Origin of the sequence: Rhodococcus sp. NPDC056960 (assembly GCF_042674125.1) — a bacterium.
Lineage (GTDB): Bacteria > Actinomycetota > Actinomycetes > Mycobacteriales > Mycobacteriaceae > Rhodococcus_F.
Map to the genome: position 1 here is coordinate 41874 of NZ_JBHURF010000001.1, position 24145 is coordinate 66018.

Genomic DNA, 24145 nt, shown 5'->3' on the forward strand with positions numbered 1-24145 from the left:
CGCGGCCTGAAACAATGGGCGGCGTGACTACCGGAGCCTGGATTGCCATCGCGGCCGCACTCGCCGTACTTCTCGTCGTTCTCGTCGTCGGATCCCTGCTGTATCGCCGTCGCCAGATCTCGCTGAAGGCGCCGGACACACCACAGGTCACCACGGCGGAAAAGGACCGTTCGGGCAGTTACAAGGCGGACGGCGGGTTCAACTTCAGCCAGGGGGCGACGGCAACGGCCCCGCCGCGGGAGCCGGTACTTCCGGAACCCGTGCTGCCGGAACCCGTGCTGCCGGAACCCGTGCTGCCGGAACCCGCTGTCACACCGGAACCCGAGGTCGTGACGCCCCCGGCGGCGGAGACGGCGCCCGCGCCGGAAAAAGCACCGGAGAAGCCGTCGGCGCCGCCGGAGCCGGTCACTTACGAACCGGTCGTCGCGCCCGAGGTCGAACCGGAACCGGAGGTCGCGCCCGAGCCGGAACCGGCCCCCGCCAAGCCGGCGCTCGACGTCATCGCTCCCACCGAGGGCAGGCTCGACCGTCTGCGCGGACGGCTGTCCCGGTCCCAGTCCGCGGTGGGCAAGAGTCTGCTCGGACTGCTCGGCGGCGGCGACCTCGACGAAGACTCCTGGGAAGAGGTGGAGGACACCCTCCTCATCGCCGACCTCGGCTCGGCGACCACCACGAAGATCGTCACGTCGCTGCGTGAGCAGATGGCGTCGCGCAGCGTCCGCACCGAGGCCGATGCCCGAGCGCTGCTGCGCGAGGTCCTCGTCGCCGAACTCCGGCCGGAACTCGACCGCTCGATCCGTGCACTCCCGCACGACGACCACCCGGCTGTCCTGCTGGTCGTCGGCGTAAACGGCACCGGCAAGACAACGACCACCGGCAAGCTCGCCCGCGTCCTCGTCGCCGACGGCAGGCGCGTCCTGCTGGGCGCCGCCGACACGTTCCGCGCGGCCGCGGCGGACCAGTTGCAGACGTGGGCCGAGCGGGTGGGCGCGGAAGTGGTCCGGGGCAAAGAGGCGGCCGATCCGGCGGCCGTCGCGTTCGACGCCGTGTCCAAGGGCATCGACAACGGCGTCGACGTCGTGCTGATCGACACCGCAGGCCGGCTGCACACCAAGACAGGACTGATGGACGAGCTCGGCAAGGTCAAGCGGGTCATCGAGAAGAAGGCGTCGGTCGACGACGTCCTCCTCGTCCTCGACGCGACCATCGGGCAGAACGGCCTCGCCCAGGCCCGGGTGTTCGCCGAGGTCGTCGACATCACCGGGGTGGTGCTCACCAAGCTCGACGGCACCGCCAAGGGTGGCATCGTGTTCCAGGTCCAGCACGAACTCGGTGTTCCGGTGAAGCTCGTCGGTCTCGGCGAGGGCGCCGACGATCTGGCACCGTTCGAGCCGGGCGCCTTCGTCGACGCGCTGCTCGGGTAGCGGCGGATCGGCGGCCGTCTCGGGGTCTCGGACGGCTCCGGACGTCCGAAACCGACTGCAAATCGCCTGGCGAAACGTGGACGCAACAAAATAGGCCGATGCGTTCACGAGCGCGAAACAGTCCAGTGGCACAGCCGAAACACCAACTGAGCAATCTTCTTCTCAGGTCGTCAGCCGCAACCGGCTGGGCAGAGAAGGAGGAGGCTCAAGGTGGATTTCCCCACTATCGGTGCACCGGACACCGGGGACACAGCGTGGATGCTGACCAGCGCCGCGCTCGTGTTGCTCATGACTCCGGGTCTTGCGTTCTTCTACGGCGGCATGGTGCGGGCCAAGAGCGTGCTCAACATGGTCATGATGAGCATCAGCGCGATGGGTGTCGTCGGCATCCTCTGGGTGCTCTACGGCTACTCCATGGCATTCGGGGAGGACAAAGGGAACTTCATCGGTGATCCGTTCCAGTACTTCGGACTGAAGGGCCTGTTCGGCGGTTCCTACCTCGCCGAGACCAACGACGCCGGCTCCGTCGTCGCCGATGCTGCGATCCCGCTCGTCGGCACGATCCCCGCGACGGTGTTCGTTGCCTTCCAGGCCATGTTCGCGATCATCACGGTTGCCCTGATCTCGGGTGCCGTCGCGGATCGCCTGCGCTTCGGTTCGTGGCTGCTGTTCGCCGGTCTCTGGGCGACGATCGTGTACTTCCCCGTGGCGCACTGGGTCTTCGCCTTCGACGGCGTCACCTCCGAGACGGGCGGGTGGATCGCCAACAAGCTCGCCGCGGTGGACTTCGCGGGTGGTACCGCCGTCCACATCAACGCCGGCGCCGCCGGTCTCGTCCTCTGCATCATCCTCGGTAAGCGCCGGGGATGGCCGGGAACTCCCTTCCGCCCGCACAACCTGACGTTCGTGATGCTCGGCGCCGGACTCCTCTGGTTCGGCTGGTTCGGATTCAACGCCGGTTCCGCGGTCGGTTCCAACGGCATCGCCGGAGCAACGTTCATCACGACGGTCATCGGTACGTGCGCGGCCATGCTCGCCTGGCTGCTGGTCGAGCGCATTCGCGACGGCCACGCCACCACGCTCGGCGCGGCGTCCGGAATCGTGGCCGGCCTGGTTGCCATCACGCCTTCCTGCTCCTCGGTGAACGTCGTCGGCGCCCTCGCGATCGGCGTCGTGGCCGGCGCACTCTGCGCCCTCGCCGTCGGTCTGAAGTTCCGCTTCGGATTCGACGACTCGCTCGACGTCGTCGGTGTCCACCTGGTCGGCGGCATCGTCGGAACCCTGATGGTCGGCCTGGTCGCAACGTCGGAGGCGCCCGCGGGTGTGGTGGGTCTGTTCTATGGTGGAGGCCTCGACCAACTCTGGCGTCAGGCAGTGGGCGCCGGAGCAGTACTGCTTTACTCGCTCGTCGGTACAGCCGTCGTCGCAGTGATCGTGAAGTTCACGATCGGTCTGCGGCTCAGCGACGAGGGTGAATCACTTGGAGTGGACGAGTCGGAACACGCAGAGACCGCCTACGATTTCGCCGCTCTCGGCGGAACCTCGGCACCCGCTCGTGTATCCGGCAAGGAGGGATGAGGAAATGAAGCTGATCACAGCAATTGTCAAGCCGTTCACTCTGGAGGACGTGAAGACGGGACTCGAGCAGGCGGGCGTTCTCGGAATGACTGTCAGCGAGGTTCAGGGGTACGGCCGGCAGAAGGGCCACACCGAGGTCTACCGGGGTGCGGAGTACTCGGTCGATTTCGTGCCGAAGGTCCGGGTCGAGGTCGTCGTGGACGACGCCGCTGTCGACAAGGTCGTCGAGGTGATCGTCGAGGCGGCGCGCACCGGCAAGATCGGTGACGGCAAGGTGTGGGTGTCGCCGGTCGAGTCGGTCATCCGGGTACGTACCGGGGAACGCGGCGCGGATGCACTCTGACCCCAACGGGTCCGGTAAGACCGGCCCTGGTTCCCTCGCCAAGGCGAGGGAACCAGGGCCGGTTGCGTCAGGCGGATCGAACGAAGCGGCGGACCTGGCCCGCGCACGCAGACAACTGCTCGCCGGAGGTCCCGAGACCGGGCCCGGCGCAAGGAATCCCGCAGGTCACGGACGGCGGCTCGACGCCGCGGCGCTCCGGCACGCGCTCGTCGATCTGCACGAGTTCTGGTTGACCACAAAGGGAGCCGAGCTCGGGATCAAGCCGGACAGCGGGTTCGCGCTCGTCGCGGTCGGCGGGCTCGGTCGCCGCGAGCTACTGCCGTACTCGGATCTCGACCTCCTCCTGCTCCACGACGACATGGACCCGGCGGTCGTCGCCCAGGTCGCCGACCAACTCTGGTATCCGTTGTGGGACGCGCACATCAAGCTCGATCACAGCGTCCGGACCATCCCGCAGGCGCTCCAGGTGGCGGACACCGATATCACCGCCGCCCTGGGCATGCTCGAGGCACGTCACATCGTCGGCGACGTCGAGCTCACCAATCTCCTCATCAGCGGGGTTCGCCGGCAGTGGCGCACCGACATCCGCAACCGCTTCGACGGGCTCGTCGACCAGACGAAGTCGCGGTGGGAACGCAGCGGCGAGATCGCCCACCGCGCCGAGCCCGACCTGAAGAGCGGTCGCGGTGGACTGCGGGACGTACAGCTGCTGAACGCGCTGTCCATCGCGCAGCTCACCGACGGCATGCCCGGACTCGGCCCGGATTCTCCGGGTGGGGGACTGGCCCTCGCGCATCGCCGGCTCCTCGACGTCCGCACCGAACTGCACCGGGTGGCCGGCCGCTCGCGCGATCAGCTGCGCGCGCAGGACGCCGACGAGATCGGCGCCGCACTGCGGATCGGGGATCGGTTCGACCTCGCACGCATGCTCAGCGAGGCCGCGCGCACCATCAGCTACTCCGTCGACGTCGGAGTGCGGACGGCGGGTCATGCCCTGCCGCGGCGCGGTCTCGCCCGGTTGCGCCGGCCCCCGGTTCGGCGGCCCCTCGACGAGGGCGTCGTCGAGCACGCCGGTGAAGTGGTGCTGGCCCGCGACGCGCGGCCGGCCAAGGATCCCGGCCTGGTGTTGCGGGTGGCGTCGGCGTCGGCGACCACGGGGATGCCGATGTCGGCGTCCACCCTGAATCGCCTGGCCGACAACGCCCCCGAACTGCGGGAGCCGTGGCCGAAAGAGGCGCTCAACGACCTGCTGGTGATGCTCGGATCGGGCAGCCGGGCCGTCGCGGCGATCGAGGCTCTCGATCGCACCGGATTATGGGGCCGGCTTCTCCCCGAGTGGGGCGCCGTCCGGGATCTGCCGCCCCGGGACGCGGTGCACACGTGGACGGTCGATCGCCATCTGGTCGAGACCGCCGCCCGCGCCAGCGAGTTCACCACCCGTGTGGCCCGCCCGGACCTGCTGATGCTGGGCGCGTTGCTGCACGACATCGGCAAAGGACGCGGCGGCGACCACAGCGTGGTCGGCGCCGAACTGGCCACGCAGATCGGCAGGCGGCTCGGATTGTGGCCGTCGGACGTGGTGCTCCTCACCGCGATCGTCCGCCACCACCTGCTGCTGCCGCACACCGCGACGCGCCGTGACCTCGACGATCCCGAGACGGTGAAGAAAGTCGTAGAGACGCTCGGCGGTGACGGCGTGCTGCTGGAGTTGCTGCACGCGCTGGCGGAGGCGGATTCTCTCGCGACGGGTCCCGGTGTGTGGGGCGACTGGAAGTCGTCGCTGATCGGGGAACTCGTCCGTCGCTGCCGGCTGGTCATGGCCGGGGAGGTTCTTCCCGCTCCCGATCCACTCGACCCGGAACACGTCGCACTGGCGGCGACGGGCGGTGTGCATGTCGCACTCGTCCCCGCCGACAGTCCCCACAACTTCGTGGTCACGGTCATCGCACCCGACCAGCGGGGCCTGCTGTCGAAGGCGGCGGGCGTGCTCGCACTGCACTCCCTGCGGGTCTTCTCCGCGTCGCTGGGCAGCGCCGAGGGGTCGGCGGTCAACTCGTTCGTCGTATCCCCGCGGTTCGGGGCGCCGCCGCAGGCGGGACTGCTGCGGCAGGAACTGATCCGTGCCCTCGCGGGCGAGCTGGACCTGCTGGAGATGCTCACCGCCAAGGAGGACGAGACCCGGGAGAGCCAGCGGGTGGCGGCCGTGGAGGAGCGGGGCGAGGCCGCGGTTCCGGTCCAGTACGCGCAGGCGCCGCCGCGGGTCATCTGGTTCGACACGAACTCCCCCGGGGAGATCATTCTCGAGCTCAGGGCCGAGGACCGGCTGGGGCTGCTGTCGAGGCTGGCCGACGCGTTCGACACGTGCGGAGCCGACGTCCGGTGGGCGCGGGTGACCACCCTCGGTTCGTCGGTGATCGACTCGTTCTGCCTCGATCTCGGGGGAGGGGACACCCGGGCGAGCCGGGAAGAGGTCGAGAGTGCGATCCTCGGTGTCGTTCCCCTCGCGAAGCCGAAGAAGCAGGAGGGCAGCGGGGGAGAATGAACGAGCGCGCGTGAGCGGCTAGTCTGGTGCCCGAGAATATCCACCGCACACTCGCATGACTTCAGGAGCGCACTCGGTGTTCGAATCCCTTTCCGACAGGTTGACCGGAGCCCTCAAGGATCTGCGTGGCAAGGGTCGCCTTTCCGGAGCCGACATCGATGCCACCTGCCGTGAGATCCGGTTGGCCCTGCTCGAGGCAGACGTCGCGCTGCCCGTCGTCCGCTCGTTCATCGCCAAGATCAAGGAACGCGCCAAGGGCGTCGAGGTCTCGGCGGCCCTCAACCCGGCGCAGCAGGTCGTCAAGATCGTCAACGAGGAACTCGTCGGCATCCTCGGCGGCGAGACCCGCCGGCTGGTGTTCGCGAAGACACCGCCGACGGTCATCATGCTCGCCGGTCTCCAGGGTTCCGGTAAGACGACCCTCGCCGGCAAGCTCGCCAAGTGGCTGCGCGACCAGGGGCACACCCCGCTGCTCGTGGCCTGCGACCTTCAGCGCCCCGGCGCCGTCACCCAGCTGCAGATCGTCGGCGAGCGGGCGGGCGCCACGGTCTTCGCGCCGCACCCCGGCACGTCCATCGGTGGCGGCGACAACGAGCTGGGCATCACCGCGGCCGACCCGGTCGAGGTGGCCCGGGCGGGTGTCGAGGAAGCGCGTACCAAGCAGTTCGACGTGGTCATCGTCGACACCGCGGGTCGCCTCGGTATCGACGCCGACCTGATGGCGCAGGCGGCGGGTATCCGCGACGCCGTGAATCCGGACGAGACGATCTTCGTGCTCGACGCGATGATCGGTCAGGACGCGGTCAGCACCGCCGAGGCGTTCCGTGAGGGTGTCGGATTCACCGGTGTCGTGCTCACGAAGCTCGACGGCGACGCCCGCGGTGGTGCCGCACTCAGCGTCCGCGAGGTCACCGGCCAGCCGATCCTGTTCGCGTCCACGGGTGAGAAGCTCGAAGACTTCGACATCTTCCACCCCGACCGCATGGCCAGCCGCATCCTCGGCATGGGCGACGTCCTGAGCCTCATCGAGCAGGCCGAGCAGGTCTTCGACCAGAAGCAGGCCGAGGCCACCGCCCAGAAGATCGGCTCCGGCCAGCTGACGCTCGAGGACTTCCTCGAGCAGATGATGGCCGTGCGCAAGATGGGCCCCATCGGCAACCTCCTGGGCATGCTCCCCGGTGCGGGGCAGATGAAGGACGCTCTCGCGAACGTCGACGAGAAGCAACTCGACCGGGTGCAGGCCATCATCCGCGGTATGACCCCCGCCGAGCGGGACGACCCCAAGATCATCAACGCGTCCCGCAGGCTGCGGATCGCCAACGGTTCGGGTGTCAAGGTGTCCGACGTCAACCAGCTCGTGGACCGATTCTTCGAGGCCCGCAAGATGATGGCGGCGATGGCCGGGCGGATGGGCATGCCGGGTTCGCGCAAGCCGCAGCGCAGCAAGAAGGGCAAGAAGGGCAAGAAGGGCGGCAAGGGGCCGACCCCGCCGAAGGTGCGCGGCGGCTTCCCCGGCGGTCTGCCGGGTGGGTTCCCGGGCATGCCCCCGGGAGGTCTCCCCGCGGGGATGCCGGACCTGTCGAACATGCCGAAGGGCCTCGACGAGTTGCCGCCCGGACTCGAGGGCATCGACCTGTCCCAGTTCAAGCGGCCGAAGAACTAGCCGATGGGTGCACTGCACTTCCGGGGCACCGGTCTGCCCGACGACCAGCCCGTCGAGTTCTGGGTCGATCGCGGTGTGATCTCGGCCGAACCGATTCCCGGCGCCGAGACCGTCTGCGACTCGGGCTGGATCGTCCCCGGTCTCGTCGACGCCCACTGCCACGTCGGGATCAGGTTCGGCGGTGGCGGCGGCGAGACCGTCGAAGGACTGATCGCGCAGGCGGAGACCGAGCGGGACTGCGGAGTGCTGTTGATCCGCGACGCGGGTTCGCCCGTCGACACCCGGTTCGTCGACGACCGCCCCGACCTCCCGCGGATCATCCGGGCCGGGCAGCACATCGCGGCGCCCAAGCGCTACATCCGTGGGCTCCCCGTCGACCTCGAGGACGAGTCCCAGCTGCCCGACGAGGTGGTGAGGCAGGCCCGGGCCGGCGACGGGTGGGTCAAGCTCGTCGGCGACTGGATCGACCGATCCGTCGGTGACCTGACGCCGTTGTGGAGCGACGACATCCTGGCCGAGGCGATCGCGGCCGCGCACCGTGAAGGTGCACGCGTCACCGCGCACGTGTTCGCCGAAGACGCTCTTCCCGGCCTGATCAACGCCGGAATCGACTGCATCGAGCACGGCACCGGGCTCACCGACGAAACGATCGACTTGATGGTGTCGCACGGGACGGCGCTCGTCCCGACGCTGATCAACATCGCCACGTTCCCGGAGATCGCCGAGTCCGCCTCGCGGTTCCCGGTCTATGCCGCGCACATGCGCGACCTGCATTCCCGGGTAAAGGACACGATCGGGGCCGCTCACGACGCGGGAATCCCGATCTACGCGGGCACCGACGCAGGCGGATCGATCGTCCACGGACGCATCGCCGACGAGGTCGAGGCACTGAAAGCCGTCGGATTGTCGCCGGCCGAGGCGCTGGGCGCGGCGTGCTGGGACGCGCGGACCTGGCTCGGACATCCCGGTGTGGAGGCGGGCGCGCCCGCGGATCTGCTGGTGTTCCGGAACGACCCGCGCGCGAGCAGCGACGCCCTCGCCGCGCCCGACGTCGTGGTGTTGCGGGGGACCGTCGTCAAGACCCGATGACCTGGTTTCCCCCTCGCGGTGTTCGTCTGGCAGAATGAACCGCTGTTCGTCGCATCCGGTTCCGTACCGCGCGGCGGTCACAGGTTGGAGGCAAAACCGGGCGCGCTATTCCTGCGCGTCGCCGAATTGCACGTGACACGTGGGCACACTCGTGTGCGCACTGAAGGAGAAGTACAGCAGTGGCTGTCAAGATCAAGCTCACCCGGCTCGGCAAGATCCGGAACCCGCAGTACCGCATCGTCGTCGCCGACTCCCGCACCCGCCGCAACGGCCGTGCGATCGAGACCATCGGCAAGTACCACCCCAAGGAAGAGCCCTCGCTGATCGAGGTCGACTCGGAGCGCGCACAGTACTGGCTCGGCGTCGGCGCCCAGCCCACCGAGCCCGTCGAGGCCATCCTGAAGATCACCGGTGACTGGCAGAAGTTCAAGGGCCTGCCGGGCGCCGAGGGCACCCTCCGCGTCAAGGAAGCCAAGCCCACCAAGCTGGAGCTGTTCCAGGCTGCGCTCGCGCAGGCCGAGAACGAGCCCGTCGGCGAGGCCATCACGCCCAAGAAGAAGAAGGCGAAGGCCGAGGACGCCGAGGCTGCTGCCGACGCTCCCGCCGAGGCTGCTGCAGAGTCCGAGGCTGCTGAGAAGTGAGTGCCGTCGTCGCCGATGCCGTGGAGCACCTCGTTCGTGGCATCGTCGCCAACCCCGACGACGTTCGTGTCGAGCTGATCACCGGGCGTCGGGGGCGCACTGTCGAGGTGCACGTCAACCCTGACGATCTCGGCAAGGTCATCGGCCGCGGTGGTCGCACCGCGACCGCTCTGCGCACGCTGGTCTCCGGTATCGGTGGCCGCGGTATCCGGGTCGACGTCATCGACACCGATCAGTAGAGGCCGCACCGTAGTGGAGCTCGTGGTGGGCCGTGTCGCCAAGTCGCACGGCATCAAGGGTGAGATCGTGGTCGAGGTTCGTACCGACGAACCCGAGGATCGATTTGCCGTCGGTGCCGTGCTGCGGGGACACAAGCCGCGCGAGCAGGCTGTGAATACGTACACGGTGGAAGCCGCCCGGGAGCATTCCGGGCGGCTTCTGCTGCGCCTCGAGGGTGTGTCGGATCGCACCGGGGCGGATGCGCTGCGGGGCACGTTGTTCGTCATCGACAGCGCGGAACTCGAACCCTCCGACGACCCCGACGAGTTCTATGATCACGAACTCGAGGGACTGGCGGTGCGACTCGCCGACGGCACCGAGGTGGGCACGGTCATCGAGGTATTGCATTCCGCGGCAGGCGAATTGCTGTCGGTCCGCCGGGCAGGCGAACAGCCCGGCGAACTCCTCGTCCCCTTCGTGGCCGCCATCGTCACGTCGGTGTCCGTAGCCGACGGCGTCGTCGAGATCGACCCGCCGGAAGGCTTGCTGGATCCCGATTTCGGTGACTCCGCCGACGGGAAGTGAGTCGGTAGCCGTGCGTCTCGACGTGGTCACCATCTTCCCCGAATACCTCGAGCCGCTCCGGGCGGCGTTGCTGGGCAAGGCCATCGACAAGGGCCTCATCGCCGTCGAGGTGCACGACCTGAGGAAGTGGACGCACGACGTCCACAAGGCCGTCGACGACTCACCGTACGGGGGTGGGCCGGGAATGGTCATGAAACCGACGGTCTGGGGCCCCGCCCTGGACGACGTGCTCGCCGCGGGCGACGGAGACGCGGACCCGTTGCTCGTCGTTCCCACGCCGGCAGGTGTCCCGTTCACGCAGGCCACCGCCGAACGCTGGGCGGGGGAGCGGCACATCGTCTTCGCCTGCGGACGGTACGAAGGCATCGATCAGCGGGTCTTCGACGACGCCGCCCGCCGCGTCCGCGTCGAAGAGGTCAGCATCGGCGACTACGTCCTCATCGGGGGCGAGGCGGCCGTGCTCGTGATGACCGAGGCGTTCGTGCGCCTGATTCCCGGAGTGCTGGGCAATCAGCAGTCGCACCAAGAGGATTCGTTCTCCGACGGCCTACTCGAAGGCCCCAGCTACACCCGGCCGGCCACGTGGCGAGGACTCGACGTCCCACCCGTACTACTCTCCGGCGACCATGCGAAGGTTGCTGCGTGGCGACGCGAACAGTCCCTCCTCCGCACCACCGAACGCCGCCCGGACCTGTTGCCCTGAACCTGTTTCCGGGCCGGTGAGGCGTCACCCCTGGGGCTGCGCCCAGTCGTCGACGACGCCCGTGGGGAACACCGACTTCACGACCCCGGTCATCGTGTCCCGGGCATGCTGCGCACTCGAATCCTCGGTGACATCGGTGATCGCGGTGTCCGGATACGACTCCTCGTCGTCCTCGTAGCGGATGTCCTCCCGCGACGCGACGGCCACGATGTAGCGGCTGTCCGCACCGATCACACCGGTGGACACGTGAATCCACCGGTCACCCACACAGCACATCCATCCCTGCTTCACCCCGGCGACGGTCTCGCCGGGCAACCCGTCGGGGACGCCGAACCGCTGGTCGTAACCGTCGATTCCCTCGGGGGTCGACGAGCGCAGGTAGCCGACGAACTCGTCGATCCGGCCCTGACCGAGCCCGTCGCGGTCGCCCAGGAGTCCGGCGTAGAACGTCACGAGGTCGGCGGCGGTCGTCTCGGTGTTCCACCACAACCCGTCCCAGGGCGGTGTGGTGGCGGCGAGTCCGTACCGCCCGGCGACGTCGACGACGAGATCCGGCCCGCCGAGATCGTCCCAGAGCGTGTTGGCGGCGTCGTCGTCGGACGATTCCAGCATCCGCGCCAGCAGCAGACGGTCGTAGTCGGACAGCGGACGCTCACCGAGGGCGTCGAGGTGATACATCTGGGCGGCGATGAAGAGCTTGGCCAACGACGCCGTTTCGACCGGTTCGGTGTCGGCGGCGGCGAGGTAGTTACCGGTGGCGCGATCCAGGACGGCGATCGACACGTCGGCCCCGCGATCCGCGGCCGCGGTCGCGACCGCCGCCGTGATCCGCTCGGCGAGCGGCGCGGAGACCGGAACTTGCGCCGACGGGAAGGGCTCCGGACTCACCGCGGCGGGCTCCGGGCTCGCGGTGACGCCGTCACCCGCGGGCGGGTCCTCGGCGGGGAGGAGTGGGGGAGTGGCGACCGCCGGCGACGTCACCGGGATGTCGACCACCGAGTTCGTCTCGGTCGGGATGGTGCACGCCGTCGTCGTCGCAAGCAGGAAGGCCATGACCGTCAGGCACTGGATCAGCCTGGACATGAAATTCTCCCGGGATTTCCCTGACGGCCTCACCGCCGACGATATTGTCTCAGAGTAGCGGTAGGGTCCATTTCCGTGACTCTCAAGACCGTGAACCAGCGCATTGCCGAGGAGCTCGACGTCCGGGAGGGACAGGTCGCGGCGGCCGTGGACCTCCTCGACGGCGGAGCCACCGTGCCCTTCATCGCCCGGTACCGCAAGGAAGTCACCGGAACGCTCGACGACGCACAGCTCCGCCAGCTCGAGGAACGCCTGCGGTACCTGCGGGAACTGGACGAGCGCCGGGCTGCCGTGCTCGAGTCGATCGACTCGCAGGGCAAGCTCGACGATCAGCTGCGTGGGCAGATCATGACCGCCGACACGAAGGCGCGCCTCGAGGACATCTACCTGCCGTTCAAGCCGAAGCGGCGCACCAAGGCGCAGATCGCGCGCGAGGCCGGTCACGAGCCCGTCGCCGATGCGCTGATCACCGATCCCTCGACCGACCCCGCGTCGTACACGGCCGAGCAACTCGAGGGCGCGCGCGCGATCCTCGTCGAACGCTTCGCCGAGGACGCCGACCTGGTGGGCGAGCTGCGCGACCTGATGTGGAACCGCGGTCAGCTGGTGTCCGCGGTCCGCAAGGGCAAGGAGACCGAAGGGGCGAAGTTCGCCGACTACTTCGAGTTCTCCGAGCCGTTCGGCAGGCTTCCCTCGCACCGGATCCTCGCCGTGCTTCGCGGCGAGAAGGAAGAGGTGCTCACCCTCACCCTGGCGCCGGACACGGAGGAACCCGTCCCCGGCGAGCCCACCGTCTACGAGGGCCGGATCGCCGGGCGGTTCGGCATCGCCGACCGCGGCAGGCCCGCCGACAGATGGCTGCTCGACACCGTGCGGTGGGCGTGGCGCACCAAGATGATCGTCACCCTGGGCATCGACACCCGGATGCGCCTGCGACAGTCGGCGGAGAAGGACGCCGTCGACGTGTTCGCCACCAACCTGCGCGACCTGCTCCTCGCAGCGCCGGCCGGAACCCGCGCGACGATGGGACTCGACCCCGGCTTCCGGACCGGCACCAAGGTCGCGGTCGTCGACGCCACCGGCAAGGTGGTCGCGCACGAGACGATCTACCCCCATCAGCCGCAGAACAAGTGGGACGCCTCGCTGGCCACGCTCGCGGGCCTCGTCGCCCGGCACGGGGTCGAGCTCATCGCGATCGGCAACGGCACCGCCTCCCGTGAGACGGACGCGCTCGCGACCGAGCTCATCGCGAAATCGGGCGCAGGCAACCTGACGAAGATCGTGGTGTCCGAGGCCGGTGCGTCCGTGTACTCGGCCTCCGCGTACGCGTCCGCGGAGCTGCCCGACCTCGACGTGTCGATCCGCGGCGCCGTGTCCATCGCCCGCCGGTTGCAGGATCCCCTCGCCGAACTGGTGAAGATCGACCCGAAGTCGATCGGCGTCGGCCAGTACCAGCACGACGTGTCGGAAACGCTGCTCGCGCGGTCCCTGGGTGCGGTGGTCGAGGACGCGGTGAACGCAGTCGGCGTCGACGTGAACACGGCGTCGGTTCCGCTGCTGTCCCGCGTGTCCGGCATCGCGGGATCCCTGGCGGAGAGCATCGTCGCGCACCGCGACCAGAACGGTCCGTTCCGCAGCCGCAAGGGACTCAAGGACGTCGCGAGGCTCGGCCCGAAGGCGTTCGAGCAGTGCGCCGGGTTCCTGCGCATCCCCAACGGCGACGACCCGCTCGACGCGTCCAGTGTCCACCCGGAGGCCTACCCGGTGGTGCGCAAGATCGTCGACGCCAGCGGCACCGGTGTGCGCGAGATCATCGGCAACACGTCCGCGCTGCGCAGCCTGAACCCGGCAGACTTCGTCGACGACCGGTTCGGTCTCCCGACCGTCACCGACATCATCGGCGAGCTCGAGAAGCCCGGTCGCGACCCCCGCCCCGAATTCAAGACGGCCACGTTCGCGGCGGGCATCGAGAAGGTGGCGCACCTGAAGCCGGGGATGACGCTCGAGGGCGTCGTCACCAACGTCGCCGCGTTCGGCGCGTTCGTCGACATCGGTGTCCACCAGGACGGTCTCGTGCACGTGTCGGCGATGTCGCACAACTTCGTCAAGGACCCGCGTGATGTCGTGAAGTCGGGCGATGTCGTGAAGGTGAAGGTTCTCGAGGTGGACGAGGCCCGACAGCGCATCGGGTTGACGCTGCGCCTCGACGACGAGGTCGGGGCCGGCCGCAAGAACGACGGTCCCCGGGGCGGCGGCGCGCAGCGCCAGGATCGGGGCGGCGGGCAGCGGCAGGATCGGCGGGGCGGCAAGCCGCAGCAGCAGGGTGGACGCGATCGCGGGCGTGACTCCCGGCCGGCGCCGGGCGGTTCGATGGCCGACGCTCTTCGGAAGGCGGGGTTCGGCAAATAGGAGGTCACCATCGCGACACGAGCCCGCGCTTTCCCGTGGAGTGACCAGTTCTTTACTGGGATAGTGGATGCCGATGTACGAATGGCTGGATAGGGAAATCGTCGGGCACGGGCGGCTGCCTCTGCTCTTCTTCCTGCTCGGCTTCCTGGCGGCGTTCCTGTTCATCCGCTTGAGTGTGCGGATGATCCGCGCGGAGGTGTCGTGGTGGCCGGGCAACGTGAAACCCGGCGGGCACCACGTTCACCATGTGGTGTTCGGCGTCGTGACAATGCTGGTGTCGGGAGTCTCCCTCATCGCCGTGTACGTGGACGGCACCCAGACCACCGGAGCCGTCCTCGCCACGTTGTTCGGGATCGGTGCGGCGCTGGTGCTCGACGAATTCGCGCTGATCTTCTACCTGCAGGACGTGTACTGGGCGGATGAGGGCAGGACGTCGGTCGACGCGGTGTTCGTGGCGATCGCCGTCACCGGTCTGCTGTTGCTCGGTCTCCGACCGCTGGAACTGATCAACGTCACCGACTTCCGGGACTCCCCGGATCCCTGGGTTCGGGTGGCGATCGCGGTGTCGTCCGTGATCAACCTGCTCATCGCGGCCGTGGTGCTGTTGAAGGGGAAGATCTGGACCGGGCTGCTGGGCCTGTTCGTCTTCCCGATCCTGGTGATCGGGGCGCTCCGACTGAGTCGGCCGAGCGCGCCGTGGGCACGGTGGCGCTACACGTCCAAGCCGAAGCGGATGCTCCGGGCTCTCGAGCGGGAACGAAAGTGGCGCAGACCGGTGATCCGAGCCAAGATCTTCGTGCAGGATTTCATCGCGGGGACGCCGAGCGCCGTGCACGTGAAGGAAGCCGCAGAGCACGCCAGGGTGGCGGCGGAGGTGGAACTCGACCACGTGGTGCACGCGGCACCACCGCCGATTTCTCTTCACCCGGTGCCGTCTGGCACAATGGACGGGTTGCCTGGACCAGGCAGCAGTACTTGATCTGGGCACGAACCAGACGAGCACCGGTGTTCTCCGAACGTCCGGGTGCCGCTCGGTTCCTCTGCTCCTGCGAAAACGCAAGGATGGAACACCGATGAACACTCTCGATTTCCTGGACAAGAAGTCCCTCCGCGACGACATTCCCGAGTTCCGTCCCGGCGACACCCTCAACGTGCACGTCAAGGTCATCGAAGGCTCGAAGGAGCGCGTGCAGGTCTTCAAGGGCGTCGTGATCCGCCGCCAGGGCGGCGGCGTCCGCGAGACCTTCACCGTCCGCAAGGTCTCCTTCGGTGTCGGCGTCGAGCGCACCTTCCCGGTCCACAGCCCCAACCTGGCGCAGATCGAGGTCGTCACCCGTGGTGACGTGCGTCGCGCCAAGCTGTACTACCTCCGCGATCTGCGTGGCAAGGCCGCCAAGATCAAGGAAAAGCGCTGATCTTTCCGATGAGCCCGGCACTGCGTACTCGCGGTGCCGGGCTAATCTGATTTCGTGACAGATTCTTCGAAGGAGCGGGCATTGTCGTCGGAATCCGAGACCACCGGCGATTCGGCCGCCACTTCCGCCGAGAACGGTGGTGCGGCGAAGCCCGAGAAGAAGCCCCGCTCCTTTCTTCGCGAGTTGCCGATCCTGATTCTGGTCGCGCTCGTTCTGAGTTTCCTGTTGCAGACGTTCGTCGCCCGGGTGTATCTCATCCCGTCGGAGTCGATGGAGCCGACGCTGCACGGGTGCGCGGGCTGCACCGGCGACCGGATCGTCGTCGAGAAGATCGGTTACCACTTCGGTGATCCGCAACCCGGCGATGTCATCGTGTTCCGCGGCCCCGATTCGTGGTCGCAGGACTTCGTGTCGACGCGGTCGTCGAACGTGGTGATCCGCGGGGCACAGGAACTCGGCTCACTCGTCGGACTCGTCCCCCCGGACGAGAACGACCTCGTCAAGCGTGTCATCGCTACCGGCGGTCAGACCGTCGAATGCTGCGACGACCAGGGACGCATCCTGGTCGACGGCAAGCCGCTCGACGAGCCCTACGTCGTCATGGACTTCCCGTTCGTCCCTGGCTCCCAGACGTGCGACACGGCACTGAAGTCGGCGCGCTGTTTCGGTCCGGTCACCGTGCCCGAGGGACACTTCTGGGTGATGGGCGACAACCGCAGCAATTCCGCGGACTCGCGGTACCACGTCGGTGACGACATGCAAGGCACCATCCCGCTCGACAACGTCATCGGCAAAGCCGTGTTCATTGCGTTGCCGCCGTCGCGGATGGGCACGATCAGTTCACCCGATATCCAGGGCAAGTGACTTCCTGGCCGCCACGCACCATCATTCGCAGGTCGTCCGGTCTGCGGACGATGGAGTCGGCCCTGGTCCGCAGCGGCCTCGGACCGGTAGCCGGTGTCGACGAGGCCGGCCGGGGGGCCTGCGCGGGACCGCTGGTCGTGGCGGCCTGCGTGCTCGCGCCGAAGCCGTATCCGGCGCTGGCACGGCTCGACGATTCGAAGAAGCTCACGGAGCGGACCCGGGAAGAGTTGTTCCCGGCGATCACGAGATTGGCAGTGGCGTGGAGCGTCGTGTCCTTTCCCGCCGAGGAAGTGGACAGGATGGGTGTGCACGTCGCCAACATCGAAGGCATGCGGCGCGCCGTCGCCGGGCTGTCGACCACCCCCGGTTACGTTCTGACGGACGGCTTCCGGGTCCCGGGGCTTCCGGCCCCGTCGTTGCCGGTGATCGGCGGTGACGCCGCGGCGGCGTGCATTGCGGCGGCGAGTGTGCTGGCCAAGGTGTCGCGTGATCGGGTGATGGTCGCGATGGACGAGACGCACCCCGGTTACGGGTTCGCGATCCACAAGGGGTACAACACGCCGGGCCACCTGGCGGCGCTCGAGGTGCTGGGCCCGTGCCCGGAACACCGCCGCTCGTGGTCGAACATCGCGGCGCTGCTACACCGGGTGGATAAGAGTTCCGGAAGTGCGAGATGATGACAATTCACACCAGAGCAGGAGGACTCCGAGACCGATGAGTGCCGAGGATCTCGAGAAGTACGAAACCGAGATGGAGCTGTCGCTCTACCGCGAGTATCGGGACATCGTCGGTCAGTTCTCCTATGTCGTGGAGACCGAGCGCCGGTTCTACCTGGCCAATTCGGTGGAGTTGCTGCCGCACAACGCCGACGGTGAGATCTACTTCGAGCTGCGGATGTCCGACGCGTGGGTGTGGGACATGTACCGTCCCGCCCGGTTCGTGAAATACGTCCGCGTCATCACGTTCAAGGACGTGAACATCGAGGAGCTCGACAAGCCCGACCTGCGGCTGCCGGACAACGGTTTGTCCTGACCGCCCGGAACTCGCACCCGCGTAGGATCGTCCGATGACCGGACGGAGGCGCGTGGCGCTGGCTCTCGGTAGCGGTGGCGCCCGCGGGTACGCCCACATCGGAGCGATCCAGGTACTCGAGGAGCGTGGATTCGAGATCGTCGGCGTCGCCGGATCGTCGATGGGTGCCCTGGTGGGTGGCCTCCACGCTGCGGGAAGGCTCGACGACTTCACCCGGTGGGCGGTGAGCCTGACGCAGCTCGACGTGGTGCGGCTTCTCGACCTGTCGGTGTCTGCGCCCGGGGCCATCCACGCGGAGAAGATCCTGCAGCGGGTTCGGGAGATCCTCGGCGAGGTCCGTATCGAAGACCTTCCCATTCCGTACACCGCCGTCGCCACCGACCTCGCCGCGGGCCGGTCTGTGTGGTTCCAGCGCGGACCCGTCGATGCGGCGATCCGCGCGTCGATCGCCATTCCCGGCGTCATCACGCCGTACGTGCTGAACGGCCGGGTCCTCGCGGACGGCGGAATCCTCGACCCTCTGCCGATGGCACCGCTCGTCTCCGTGAGCGCCGACCTGACCGTCGGGATCAGCCTGGGCGCCGAGGATCGGGACGGTCGGTCACCGGCCCCGGAGAACGTCAGCGCGGACTCCCGGCCCGTCGACGAATGGATGTCCCGATTCCGGCGCAGCGCCGCGCAGCTCCGTGACCTGGACATCGTCCGGTCTGTCGTCGGACGGTTCGGTGCCCCGCACACCGAACCGGATCCGTCGGACGAACAGGACGGCCAGGTGCTCGCCGATCAGACCGTGCTCGAGGGAGAGGCGGTGGCCGTCCCGAAGTTCAGTCGGTTCGCGGTGATGAACCGTTCGCTCGACGTGATGCAGGCGACGCTGGCCCGCTACCAGCTCGCCGCGTACCCGCCGGACGTCCAGGTCCGGGTGCCCCGGGCCGCGTGCCGGAGTCTCGACTTCCATCGCGCGACCGAAATGATCGAACTCGGTCGTGTGCTCACACAGCGTGCCCTCGACGACGCAGGACTCACCACGACGACAGCGCGTGCGTCTCCGGCGAATTCGGAACGCGACCCGGCGTGACGGACGTGTCACCGTCCACGTGATCCACGTGTTGCGGCGCCACCCGGAGGCAGAGAATGCTGACCGCGCACATTCCGATCAGGAGGCCGATCACCGGCCACACGCTGCCCGTCGCCTGGTACACCAGCGGCGACAGCCCACCGAAGATCGCGCCCGCACCCTGATAGGCGAGCGAGATGCTGGTGTACCGCGCCGGTGGGCGGAGCATCTGCGACCGCACCGCCGCGATCGGGCCGTACGTCGTCGCGGCGAGGACGAGCCGCATGACGGCGAACGTCGAGAAGATCAGAAACACGGAACCGGACGTCAGCACCAGGAACCGCGGTGCCGCGAGCACGGCGACGGCCAGCAGTCCCTAGATCACCACGCGGATCCGGCCGACCTTGTCGCCGAGCCACGCAACCGCGAGGGTGGCCAGGTTTCCCGGACCTCGATGTCGGCGATGGTGTGCGGGTCGACGCTGAGAGGGTCGGCGCCGAGGACCACGAAATCGGCGCGCTTGCCGGGAGCTGCTGCCCACGCGTGCAGACCCTGCTCGACACGGGCACGGTGAGCAGCGTCGCCGTCGCACACCCCGAACTGCTGGGTCTCGAGGCGATGGCACACGTGTCGGTCGCGGTAGCGGGCCCGGTGGCCCCGGCGGCCGAGGTGCTCTGCGAGTCGGAGTCCGCCGTCTACATCTCGGCCGTGAGCGGGCGGTACAACATCATCGCCGAACTTCGCGTCCCCGGTCAGCGGGACCTGTACGACGCGATCGCCGCTATCCGTGGCCCTGCCCCGGCATCGAATTCCTGGCGCGCACGCTCGGCAGATTCGACCTGATGGGTACCGTCACCGCCGACTCCCCGGCGACCTGCATTCCCTCGCGGAGCACATTCGCACGATTGACGGCGTCGTGGCGCTGGAGACGTGGACTCATCTCGAGGTGTTCAAGGAGCACTATGTCCGCAGCTCGACGTGCGTGGATAGGAGCGTGTCGGAAGTGGGTCACCCCGGCCGGTCACCTGTGGGACGATCGGCCGATGCGCCTCGGGTTGCACGCACTCGGAATCGGCGCCGGCGCCCAGCGCTCGGTGATCGACGCGGTCGCCGTTGCCGCCGAGAGCAACGGATTCGCCACGCTGTGGTCGGGCGAGCACGTGGTGATGGTCGACAGGTCGGCCTCCCGGTACCCGTACGCGGACGACGGCCGGATAGCCGTCCCCGCCGTGGCGGATTGGCTCGACCCGATGATCGGGCTGAGCTTCGCCGCTGCTGCGACCCACACGATCGGCCTCGCGACGGGAGTGTTGTTGCTGCCCGAGCACAATCCCGTGCTCATGGCCAAGCAGGCGGCGACGCTGGACCGGTTGAGTGGCGGCCGGCTGACGCTCGGGGTCGGCATCGGCTGGTCCAAGGAAGAATTCGACGCCCTCGGCATTCCCTTCGCTCGCCGCGGCGAGCGCACCGCCGAGTACGTCGCGGCGATGCGCACACTGTGGCGTGACGACGTGGCGTCGTTCGACGGCGACTTCGTCCGCTTCGATTCGGTGCGGGTCAATCCGAAACCCCCGCGCGAGCGCCGCCTTCCCGTCGTTCTCGGGGGTAACAGCGACGCGGCGCTGCGGCGGGTCGCGGAGTGGGGCGACGGCTGGTACGGGTTCAATCTGGACAACGTCGACGCGGTCGCCGAACGTGTCCGGACATTGCACCGCCTGTGCGGGGACGTGGGGCGCGACCCCGGGGCATTGCGCCTGGCCGTCGCGCTGCGGGAAGCCGACCCCGCCGACGTCGGGGCGCTGACCGGTGTGGGAATCGACGAACTCGTCCTCGTCGAGTCGCCACCCGAGGATCCCGATGCGGCGGCCGAGTGGGTCGGGGCTCTCGCACGCCGGTGGATGCCCGCCGTCGGCTGACCCGGCGTATGCAGGCTTGACAGGCCTGACCTGTGCGTTTCGCGTAAGGATTCGCGCTGTGGGGCCGAGTTGTCCACAACCTGCGATCCATCCACAGCCCGATGTGTTCGCCCAGTTCGAGCGGATACCTCCGCAGTTCCTGTCGGGCACGGTGATGCGAGGCGCGGTTCGCATCGGTGGGCCGCCGGGGGACGGGGTGGAGGCTGCCGTGGCGCACAATCTCGCGCTTGGTACACATGGGGAGGATCTGGCCGCCCGGTATCTCACCGAGGCGGGGATGGAAATCATAGACCGCAACTGGCGATCCCGATACGGCGAGGTCGATCTCATTGCGGCGGAGGGTGACTGGCTCGTCTTCGTCGAGGTGAAGACGCGGCGCGGCCTGGGGTACGGCACCCCGGCCGAAGCGGTGACGTTCTCGAAGCAGCGCCGGATCCGGTTACTGGCGGTGGAGTGGTTGCGGGACTCCGGCCGGCACTGGTCGCGGGTGCGGTTCGACGTGGTCGCGATCATGATCGGGCACGGTCCGCAGCCGCAGATCGAGCATGTCCGGGACGCGTTCTGATGGCGCTGGGGCGCGCGCATTCGGTCGCGGTGACGGGGGTGGACGGCCAACTGGTCGAGATCGAGGCCGACATCGGCCGCGGTCTCCCCGCCGTGCATCTGGTCGGGTTGCCGGACACCGCGCTGCAGGAGGCGCGCGACCGGATCCGCGCCGCGGTGGCGAATTCGGGTGAGGAGTGGCCGGATTCGAAGGTGATCCTCGCGCTGTCGCCGGCGACGCTGCCGAAGGTCGGGTCGGTGTACGACCTCGCGCTCGTCGCAGCGGTACTGGACGCGGCCAAACAGGTGAAGCGGCAGCGGCTGCGCGAGACCGTGCTGCTCGGGGAACTGGCGTTGGACGGGCGGCTGCGGTCGGTGCGCGGGATCCTGCCCGCGGTGCTGGCCGCGAAGAACGCGGGCTGGGCCACGGTCGTGGTTCCGGCGCAGTCGTTGCCCGAGGCCGGGCTGGTGGGCGGTGTGGAGGTGCTCGGCGCGCACGATCTGAAGGCGGCGGTCGCGTGGCTGCGCGAGGAGCGTGATCTCGAGTATCCGGAGCCGGTGGACTGGGTCGCGCAACCGGTGCGCGCGGATCTGAGTGAGGTGGTCGGTCAGGCGGAGGCGCGCTGGGCCATCGAGGTGGCGGCGGCGGGAGCGCATCACCTGATGCTCACCGGGCCACCGGGGGTGGGGAAGACGATGCTGGCACAGCGCCTTCCCGGTGTCCTGCCGCCCCTCACCGAGAGCGAATCGCTGGAGGTGACGGCAATCCACTCGGTGGCCGGGCTCCTTCCGCCGGAGCGTCCGCTCATCGACGTGCCGCCGTTCATCGCACCGCATCACACCGCGTCCGTCAGCGCGCTCGTCGGAGGCGGAAGCGGTGTCGCGAAGCCCGGCGCGGTCAGCCGCGCCCACCGGGGGGTGCTGTTTCTCGACGAGTGCGCCGAGATCGGCACCAAGGTGCTCGAGGCCCTGCGTACCCCGCTCGAGGACGGCGAGGTCCGGATCGCGCGACGCGACGGAGTCGCGCGGTACCCCGCGCGTTTCCAGCTGATCCTCGCGGCCAATCCGTGTCCGTGCGCGCCGGCCCGGGAGGCCGACTGCGTGTGTGCACCGACCGCCCGGCGGCGTTACCTCGGGAAGCTGTCGGGACCGCTGATGGACCGGGTGGATCTCCGTGTGCGGATGCAGGCCGTCGCGACCGGAGCGTTCATCGACGAGGTCGGGGAGAGCACCGAGGACGTCCGTCTGCGGGTGGCGCAGGCGCGGGCCGCGGCCGGTGAGCGGTGGAGCGACTACGGGTGGCGCACCAATGCCGAGGTGCCCGGCCCGGCCCTGCGGCAGAAGTTCCGGCTGGCGCGCCCCGCACTGGCACCGGTGGAACGTGCGTTGCGGAAGGGGCTGATCACGGCCCGAGGGGCCGACCGTGCGTTGCGAGTCGCGTGGACCGTCAGCGATCTGGCGGGGTTGGACATGCCGGGCCCGGAACAGGTCGTCACCGCGTTGGGATTTCGGGACAGGAGCTTTCAGTGACGGTGGAAAGTCGGAGTGGCGCAATCGGTTCGGGGGGTGCTGTCGACCCGCGCCGGGTGGCGTGGGCGTATCTGTCGAAGGTGGTGCAGGGGCCGTGCCCGGCGCTGACGCGGCTCGTCGAGGCGGTGGGGCCGGAGGAGGCGGCGCGGGCCGTGCGGGAGCGTGATCTGTCGGAGGTGCTGGGGGAGCGCACCGTCGCGCGTGCACACGTGGATACGGCCGCGCACGATCTCGAACTGGTGGCGGGAATGGGTGGCAGGCTTGTGACCCCGGACGACGACGAATGGCCGCAGTGGCGGCTTCTCGGTTTCGGAAACCTGTCTCGATCACGCGACGAGGGACCTCCGCTGGCGTTGTGGGTGCTGGGTTCGCGGCCGGTGGACGAGCTGACGGATCGGGCGATCTCGATCGTGGGCACCCGCGCGGCGAGCGGGTACGGCGAGCACGTGACCGCGGAGATTGCGGGTGACCTCGCCGTCGACGGCTGGACCGTCGTGTCGGGTGCGGCGTTCGGGGTCGACGGCGCCGCGCACCGCGCCGCGCTGGGTGTCGGTGGCCTGACGGTCGCGGTGCTGGCCTGCGGGGTCGATCGTGCCTATCCGGCGGGTCATGCCCGCCTGCTGCGGCAGATCGCCCAGAACGGTGCGGTAGTCAGCGAGTACGCGCCGGGTACGACACCGGCCAAGCATCGGTTCCTGGCGCGGAATCGGTTGGTGGCCAGCCTGTCCGACGGGGTGGTCGTGGTGGAGGCAGGGTGGCGCAGCGGTGCGCGGAACACGGCGAGCTGGGCGCGCAAACTCGGGCGTCCGGTGATGGCCGTGCCGGGGCCTGTGACGTCGGCGTCGTCGACCGGGTGCAACCGGATGATCCGGGAGGGGGAGGCGCGGCTGGTCACGAACGCCGGTGACGTGGTGGAGGAGGCCGGTCCGATCGGGTTGCGGGACGGCGTCGACGTGGTGCGTGATCTGGATGCGCTGTCCGGCGACGCGTTGCTGGTGTACGAGGCGCTGCCGGCAGCCGGGCCGCTCGGGGTCCGGGAACTGTCCGAGCTGTCCGGGGTCGCGGTCGAGCAGGTGCGGGCCGTGCTGCCCTTGCTGGAAATGGACGGCTTCGTCGCGTCGGACGACACGGGATGGTCGCGGCAGAGGTGAGGTGACCGAAGTGCGCGTCGAAGCGCCGGATGGACGGGGATCTGGAGTAGAACCTTTGTATAGCGCACCTCACAACCGCTTGCGACATCAGCAGTCCAGCGTCACGTTAGGAGTGAGATATGGGGTCGGCCGAGGATTTGTGGCGGAACTTCGTCGCGCAGGTGTTGAACCTGTTGATCGGCGCCGGCTCGTAGGGGAGACCCGCCGGCAATCACCGGGTCGCGGGCGCCCCAATTCACAGGCGCCCGCGACCCCCCTCATTGCGCTCCGCCGTGACAGACGCTTGCCACTGAGCCACAACATGTCTCGACGTTCGTGACTCCGTGCGGCACTTCTGCCGGCGGGCGGTTCTGCACGC

23 protein-coding genes and 1 pseudogene are annotated in these 24145 nt (G+C 68.7%); 22 read left to right on the top strand and 2 right to left on the bottom strand.

The features are described 5' to 3' along the window. Positions 1-14 precede the first annotated feature (14 nt). From ftsY to trmD, 10 genes are all read left to right on the top strand, one after another. On the top strand, positions 15-1424 hold the full coding sequence (gene ftsY, locus ACFTWF_RS00215) for a signal recognition particle-docking protein FtsY (RefSeq protein WP_378459312.1): 1410 nt from the start codon (positions 15-17) through the stop codon (positions 1422-1424). A 210-nt stretch (positions 1425-1634) separates the two neighbouring features. After that, positions 1635-3002 (top strand): ammonium transporter, encoded by a 1368-nt coding sequence (locus ACFTWF_RS00220; protein ID WP_378459313.1) that lies wholly within the window; start codon positions 1635-1637, stop codon positions 3000-3002. Between the two features lie 4 nt (positions 3003-3006). Next, on the top strand, positions 3007-3345 hold the full coding sequence (locus tag ACFTWF_RS00225) for a P-II family nitrogen regulator (RefSeq protein ID WP_005240467.1): 339 nt from the start codon (positions 3007-3009) through the stop codon (positions 3343-3345). Next, entirely contained in the window at positions 3335-5887 is a 2553-nt protein-coding gene (locus ACFTWF_RS00230) for a [protein-PII] uridylyltransferase (protein ID WP_378459314.1), read from the top strand. The genes ACFTWF_RS00225 and ACFTWF_RS00230 overlap by 11 nt, the downstream gene beginning before the upstream one ends. Before the next feature lie 76 nt (positions 5888-5963). Further along, entirely contained in the window at positions 5964-7550 is a 1587-nt protein-coding gene (gene ffh, locus ACFTWF_RS00235) for a signal recognition particle protein (protein ID WP_378459315.1), read from the top strand. Between the two features lie 3 nt (positions 7551-7553). Continuing rightward, positions 7554-8639: an amidohydrolase family protein gene (locus ACFTWF_RS00240; protein ID WP_378459316.1), complete on the top strand. Its 1086-nt coding sequence runs from the start codon at positions 7554-7556 to the stop codon at positions 8637-8639. Between the two features lie 179 nt (positions 8640-8818). Next, positions 8819-9280, top strand: a complete 462-nt coding sequence (gene rpsP, locus ACFTWF_RS00245) for a 30S ribosomal protein S16 (RefSeq protein ID WP_185729180.1) — start codon at positions 8819-8821, stop codon at positions 9278-9280. Continuing rightward, entirely contained in the window at positions 9277-9519 is a 243-nt protein-coding gene (locus tag ACFTWF_RS00250) for an RNA-binding protein (protein WP_185729181.1), read from the top strand. Before rpsP ends, ACFTWF_RS00250 begins: the two co-directional genes overlap by 4 nt. Positions 9520-9532: 13 nt before the next feature. Continuing rightward, positions 9533-10084 carry a ribosome maturation factor RimM gene (gene rimM, locus ACFTWF_RS00255; RefSeq protein WP_378459317.1) on the top strand — a complete coding sequence of 184 codons (552 nt, stop codon included), beginning with the start codon at positions 9533-9535 and terminating at the stop codon, positions 10082-10084. Between the two features lie 10 nt (positions 10085-10094). Further along, positions 10095-10787, top strand: a complete 693-nt coding sequence (trmD, locus tag ACFTWF_RS00260; protein ID WP_378459767.1) for a tRNA (guanosine(37)-N1)-methyltransferase TrmD — start codon at positions 10095-10097, stop codon at positions 10785-10787. Positions 10788-10811: 24 nt separating this feature from the next. Here the strand turns inward: trmD and ACFTWF_RS00265 are convergent, their stop codons facing one another. Further along, complete coding sequence (locus ACFTWF_RS00265) at positions 10812-11870, bottom strand: hypothetical protein (RefSeq protein ID WP_378459318.1); 1059 nt, start codon at positions 11868-11870, stop codon at positions 10812-10814. A gap of 75 nt (positions 11871-11945) precedes the next feature. On the opposite strand from ACFTWF_RS00265, the gene ACFTWF_RS00270 reads away from it, so the two are divergent. The 7 genes from ACFTWF_RS00270 to ACFTWF_RS00300 all read left to right on the top strand — a co-directional run bounded on the left by ACFTWF_RS00270 (position 11946) and on the right by ACFTWF_RS00300 (position 18668). Continuing rightward, positions 11946-14279: a Tex family protein gene (locus ACFTWF_RS00270; RefSeq protein ID WP_378459319.1), complete on the top strand. Its 2334-nt coding sequence runs from the start codon at positions 11946-11948 to the stop codon at positions 14277-14279. Positions 14280-14352: 73 nt separating this feature from the next. After that, complete coding sequence (locus ACFTWF_RS00275; protein ID WP_378459768.1) at positions 14353-15258, top strand: hypothetical protein; 906 nt, start codon at positions 14353-14355, stop codon at positions 15256-15258. 94 nt (positions 15259-15352) lie between these two features. Beyond that, positions 15353-15694, top strand: a complete 342-nt coding sequence (rplS, locus tag ACFTWF_RS00280; RefSeq protein ID WP_005240490.1) for a 50S ribosomal protein L19 — start codon at positions 15353-15355, stop codon at positions 15692-15694. Between the two features lie 81 nt (positions 15695-15775). Then, on the top strand, positions 15776-16558 hold the full coding sequence (gene lepB / locus ACFTWF_RS00285) for a signal peptidase I (RefSeq protein ID WP_378459320.1): 783 nt from the start codon (positions 15776-15778) through the stop codon (positions 16556-16558). Further along, positions 16555-17235, top strand: a complete 681-nt coding sequence (locus ACFTWF_RS00290) for a ribonuclease HII (protein ID WP_378459321.1) — start codon at positions 16555-16557, stop codon at positions 17233-17235. The genes lepB and ACFTWF_RS00290 overlap by 4 nt, the downstream gene beginning before the upstream one ends. Positions 17236-17272: 37 nt before the next feature. Beyond that, positions 17273-17590, top strand: a complete 318-nt coding sequence (locus ACFTWF_RS00295; protein ID WP_005240496.1) for a DUF2469 domain-containing protein — start codon at positions 17273-17275, stop codon at positions 17588-17590. Between the two features lie 34 nt (positions 17591-17624). Beyond that, on the top strand, positions 17625-18668 hold the full coding sequence (locus tag ACFTWF_RS00300) for a patatin-like phospholipase family protein (protein WP_378459322.1): 1044 nt from the start codon (positions 17625-17627) through the stop codon (positions 18666-18668). On the opposite strand, the pseudogene ACFTWF_RS00305 reads toward ACFTWF_RS00300, so the two are convergent. Continuing rightward, a pseudogene (locus tag ACFTWF_RS00305) lies at positions 18613-19086 on the bottom strand (MFS transporter); the annotation flags it as partial. The gene ACFTWF_RS00300 and the pseudogene ACFTWF_RS00305 overlap by 56 nt on opposite strands. Positions 19087-19115: 29 nt before the next feature. Between ACFTWF_RS00305 and ACFTWF_RS00310 the strand changes: the two are divergent. From ACFTWF_RS00310 to dprA, 5 genes are all read left to right on the top strand, one after another. Beyond that, the gene (locus ACFTWF_RS00310; RefSeq protein WP_378459793.1) at positions 19116-19490 is read left to right on the top strand and encodes a hypothetical protein; all 375 of its coding nucleotides are present in this window, start codon (positions 19116-19118) and stop codon (positions 19488-19490) included. 200 nt (positions 19491-19690) lie between these two features. Continuing rightward, on the top strand, positions 19691-20563 hold the full coding sequence (locus ACFTWF_RS00315; RefSeq protein ID WP_378459323.1) for an LLM class F420-dependent oxidoreductase: 873 nt from the start codon (positions 19691-19693) through the stop codon (positions 20561-20563). Positions 20564-20771: 208 nt separating this feature from the next. Beyond that, on the top strand, positions 20772-21128 hold the full coding sequence (locus ACFTWF_RS00320; protein WP_378459324.1) for a YraN family protein: 357 nt from the start codon (positions 20772-20774) through the stop codon (positions 21126-21128). Next, positions 21128-22636 carry a YifB family Mg chelatase-like AAA ATPase gene (locus ACFTWF_RS00325; protein WP_378459325.1) on the top strand — a complete coding sequence of 503 codons (1509 nt, stop codon included), beginning with the start codon at positions 21128-21130 and terminating at the stop codon, positions 22634-22636. The genes ACFTWF_RS00320 and ACFTWF_RS00325 overlap by 1 nt, the downstream gene beginning before the upstream one ends. Continuing rightward, positions 22633-23787: a DNA-processing protein DprA gene (gene dprA, locus ACFTWF_RS00330; RefSeq protein WP_378459326.1), complete on the top strand. Its 1155-nt coding sequence runs from the start codon at positions 22633-22635 to the stop codon at positions 23785-23787. The genes ACFTWF_RS00325 and dprA overlap by 4 nt, the downstream gene beginning before the upstream one ends. Positions 23788-24145: the final 358 nt, after the last annotated feature.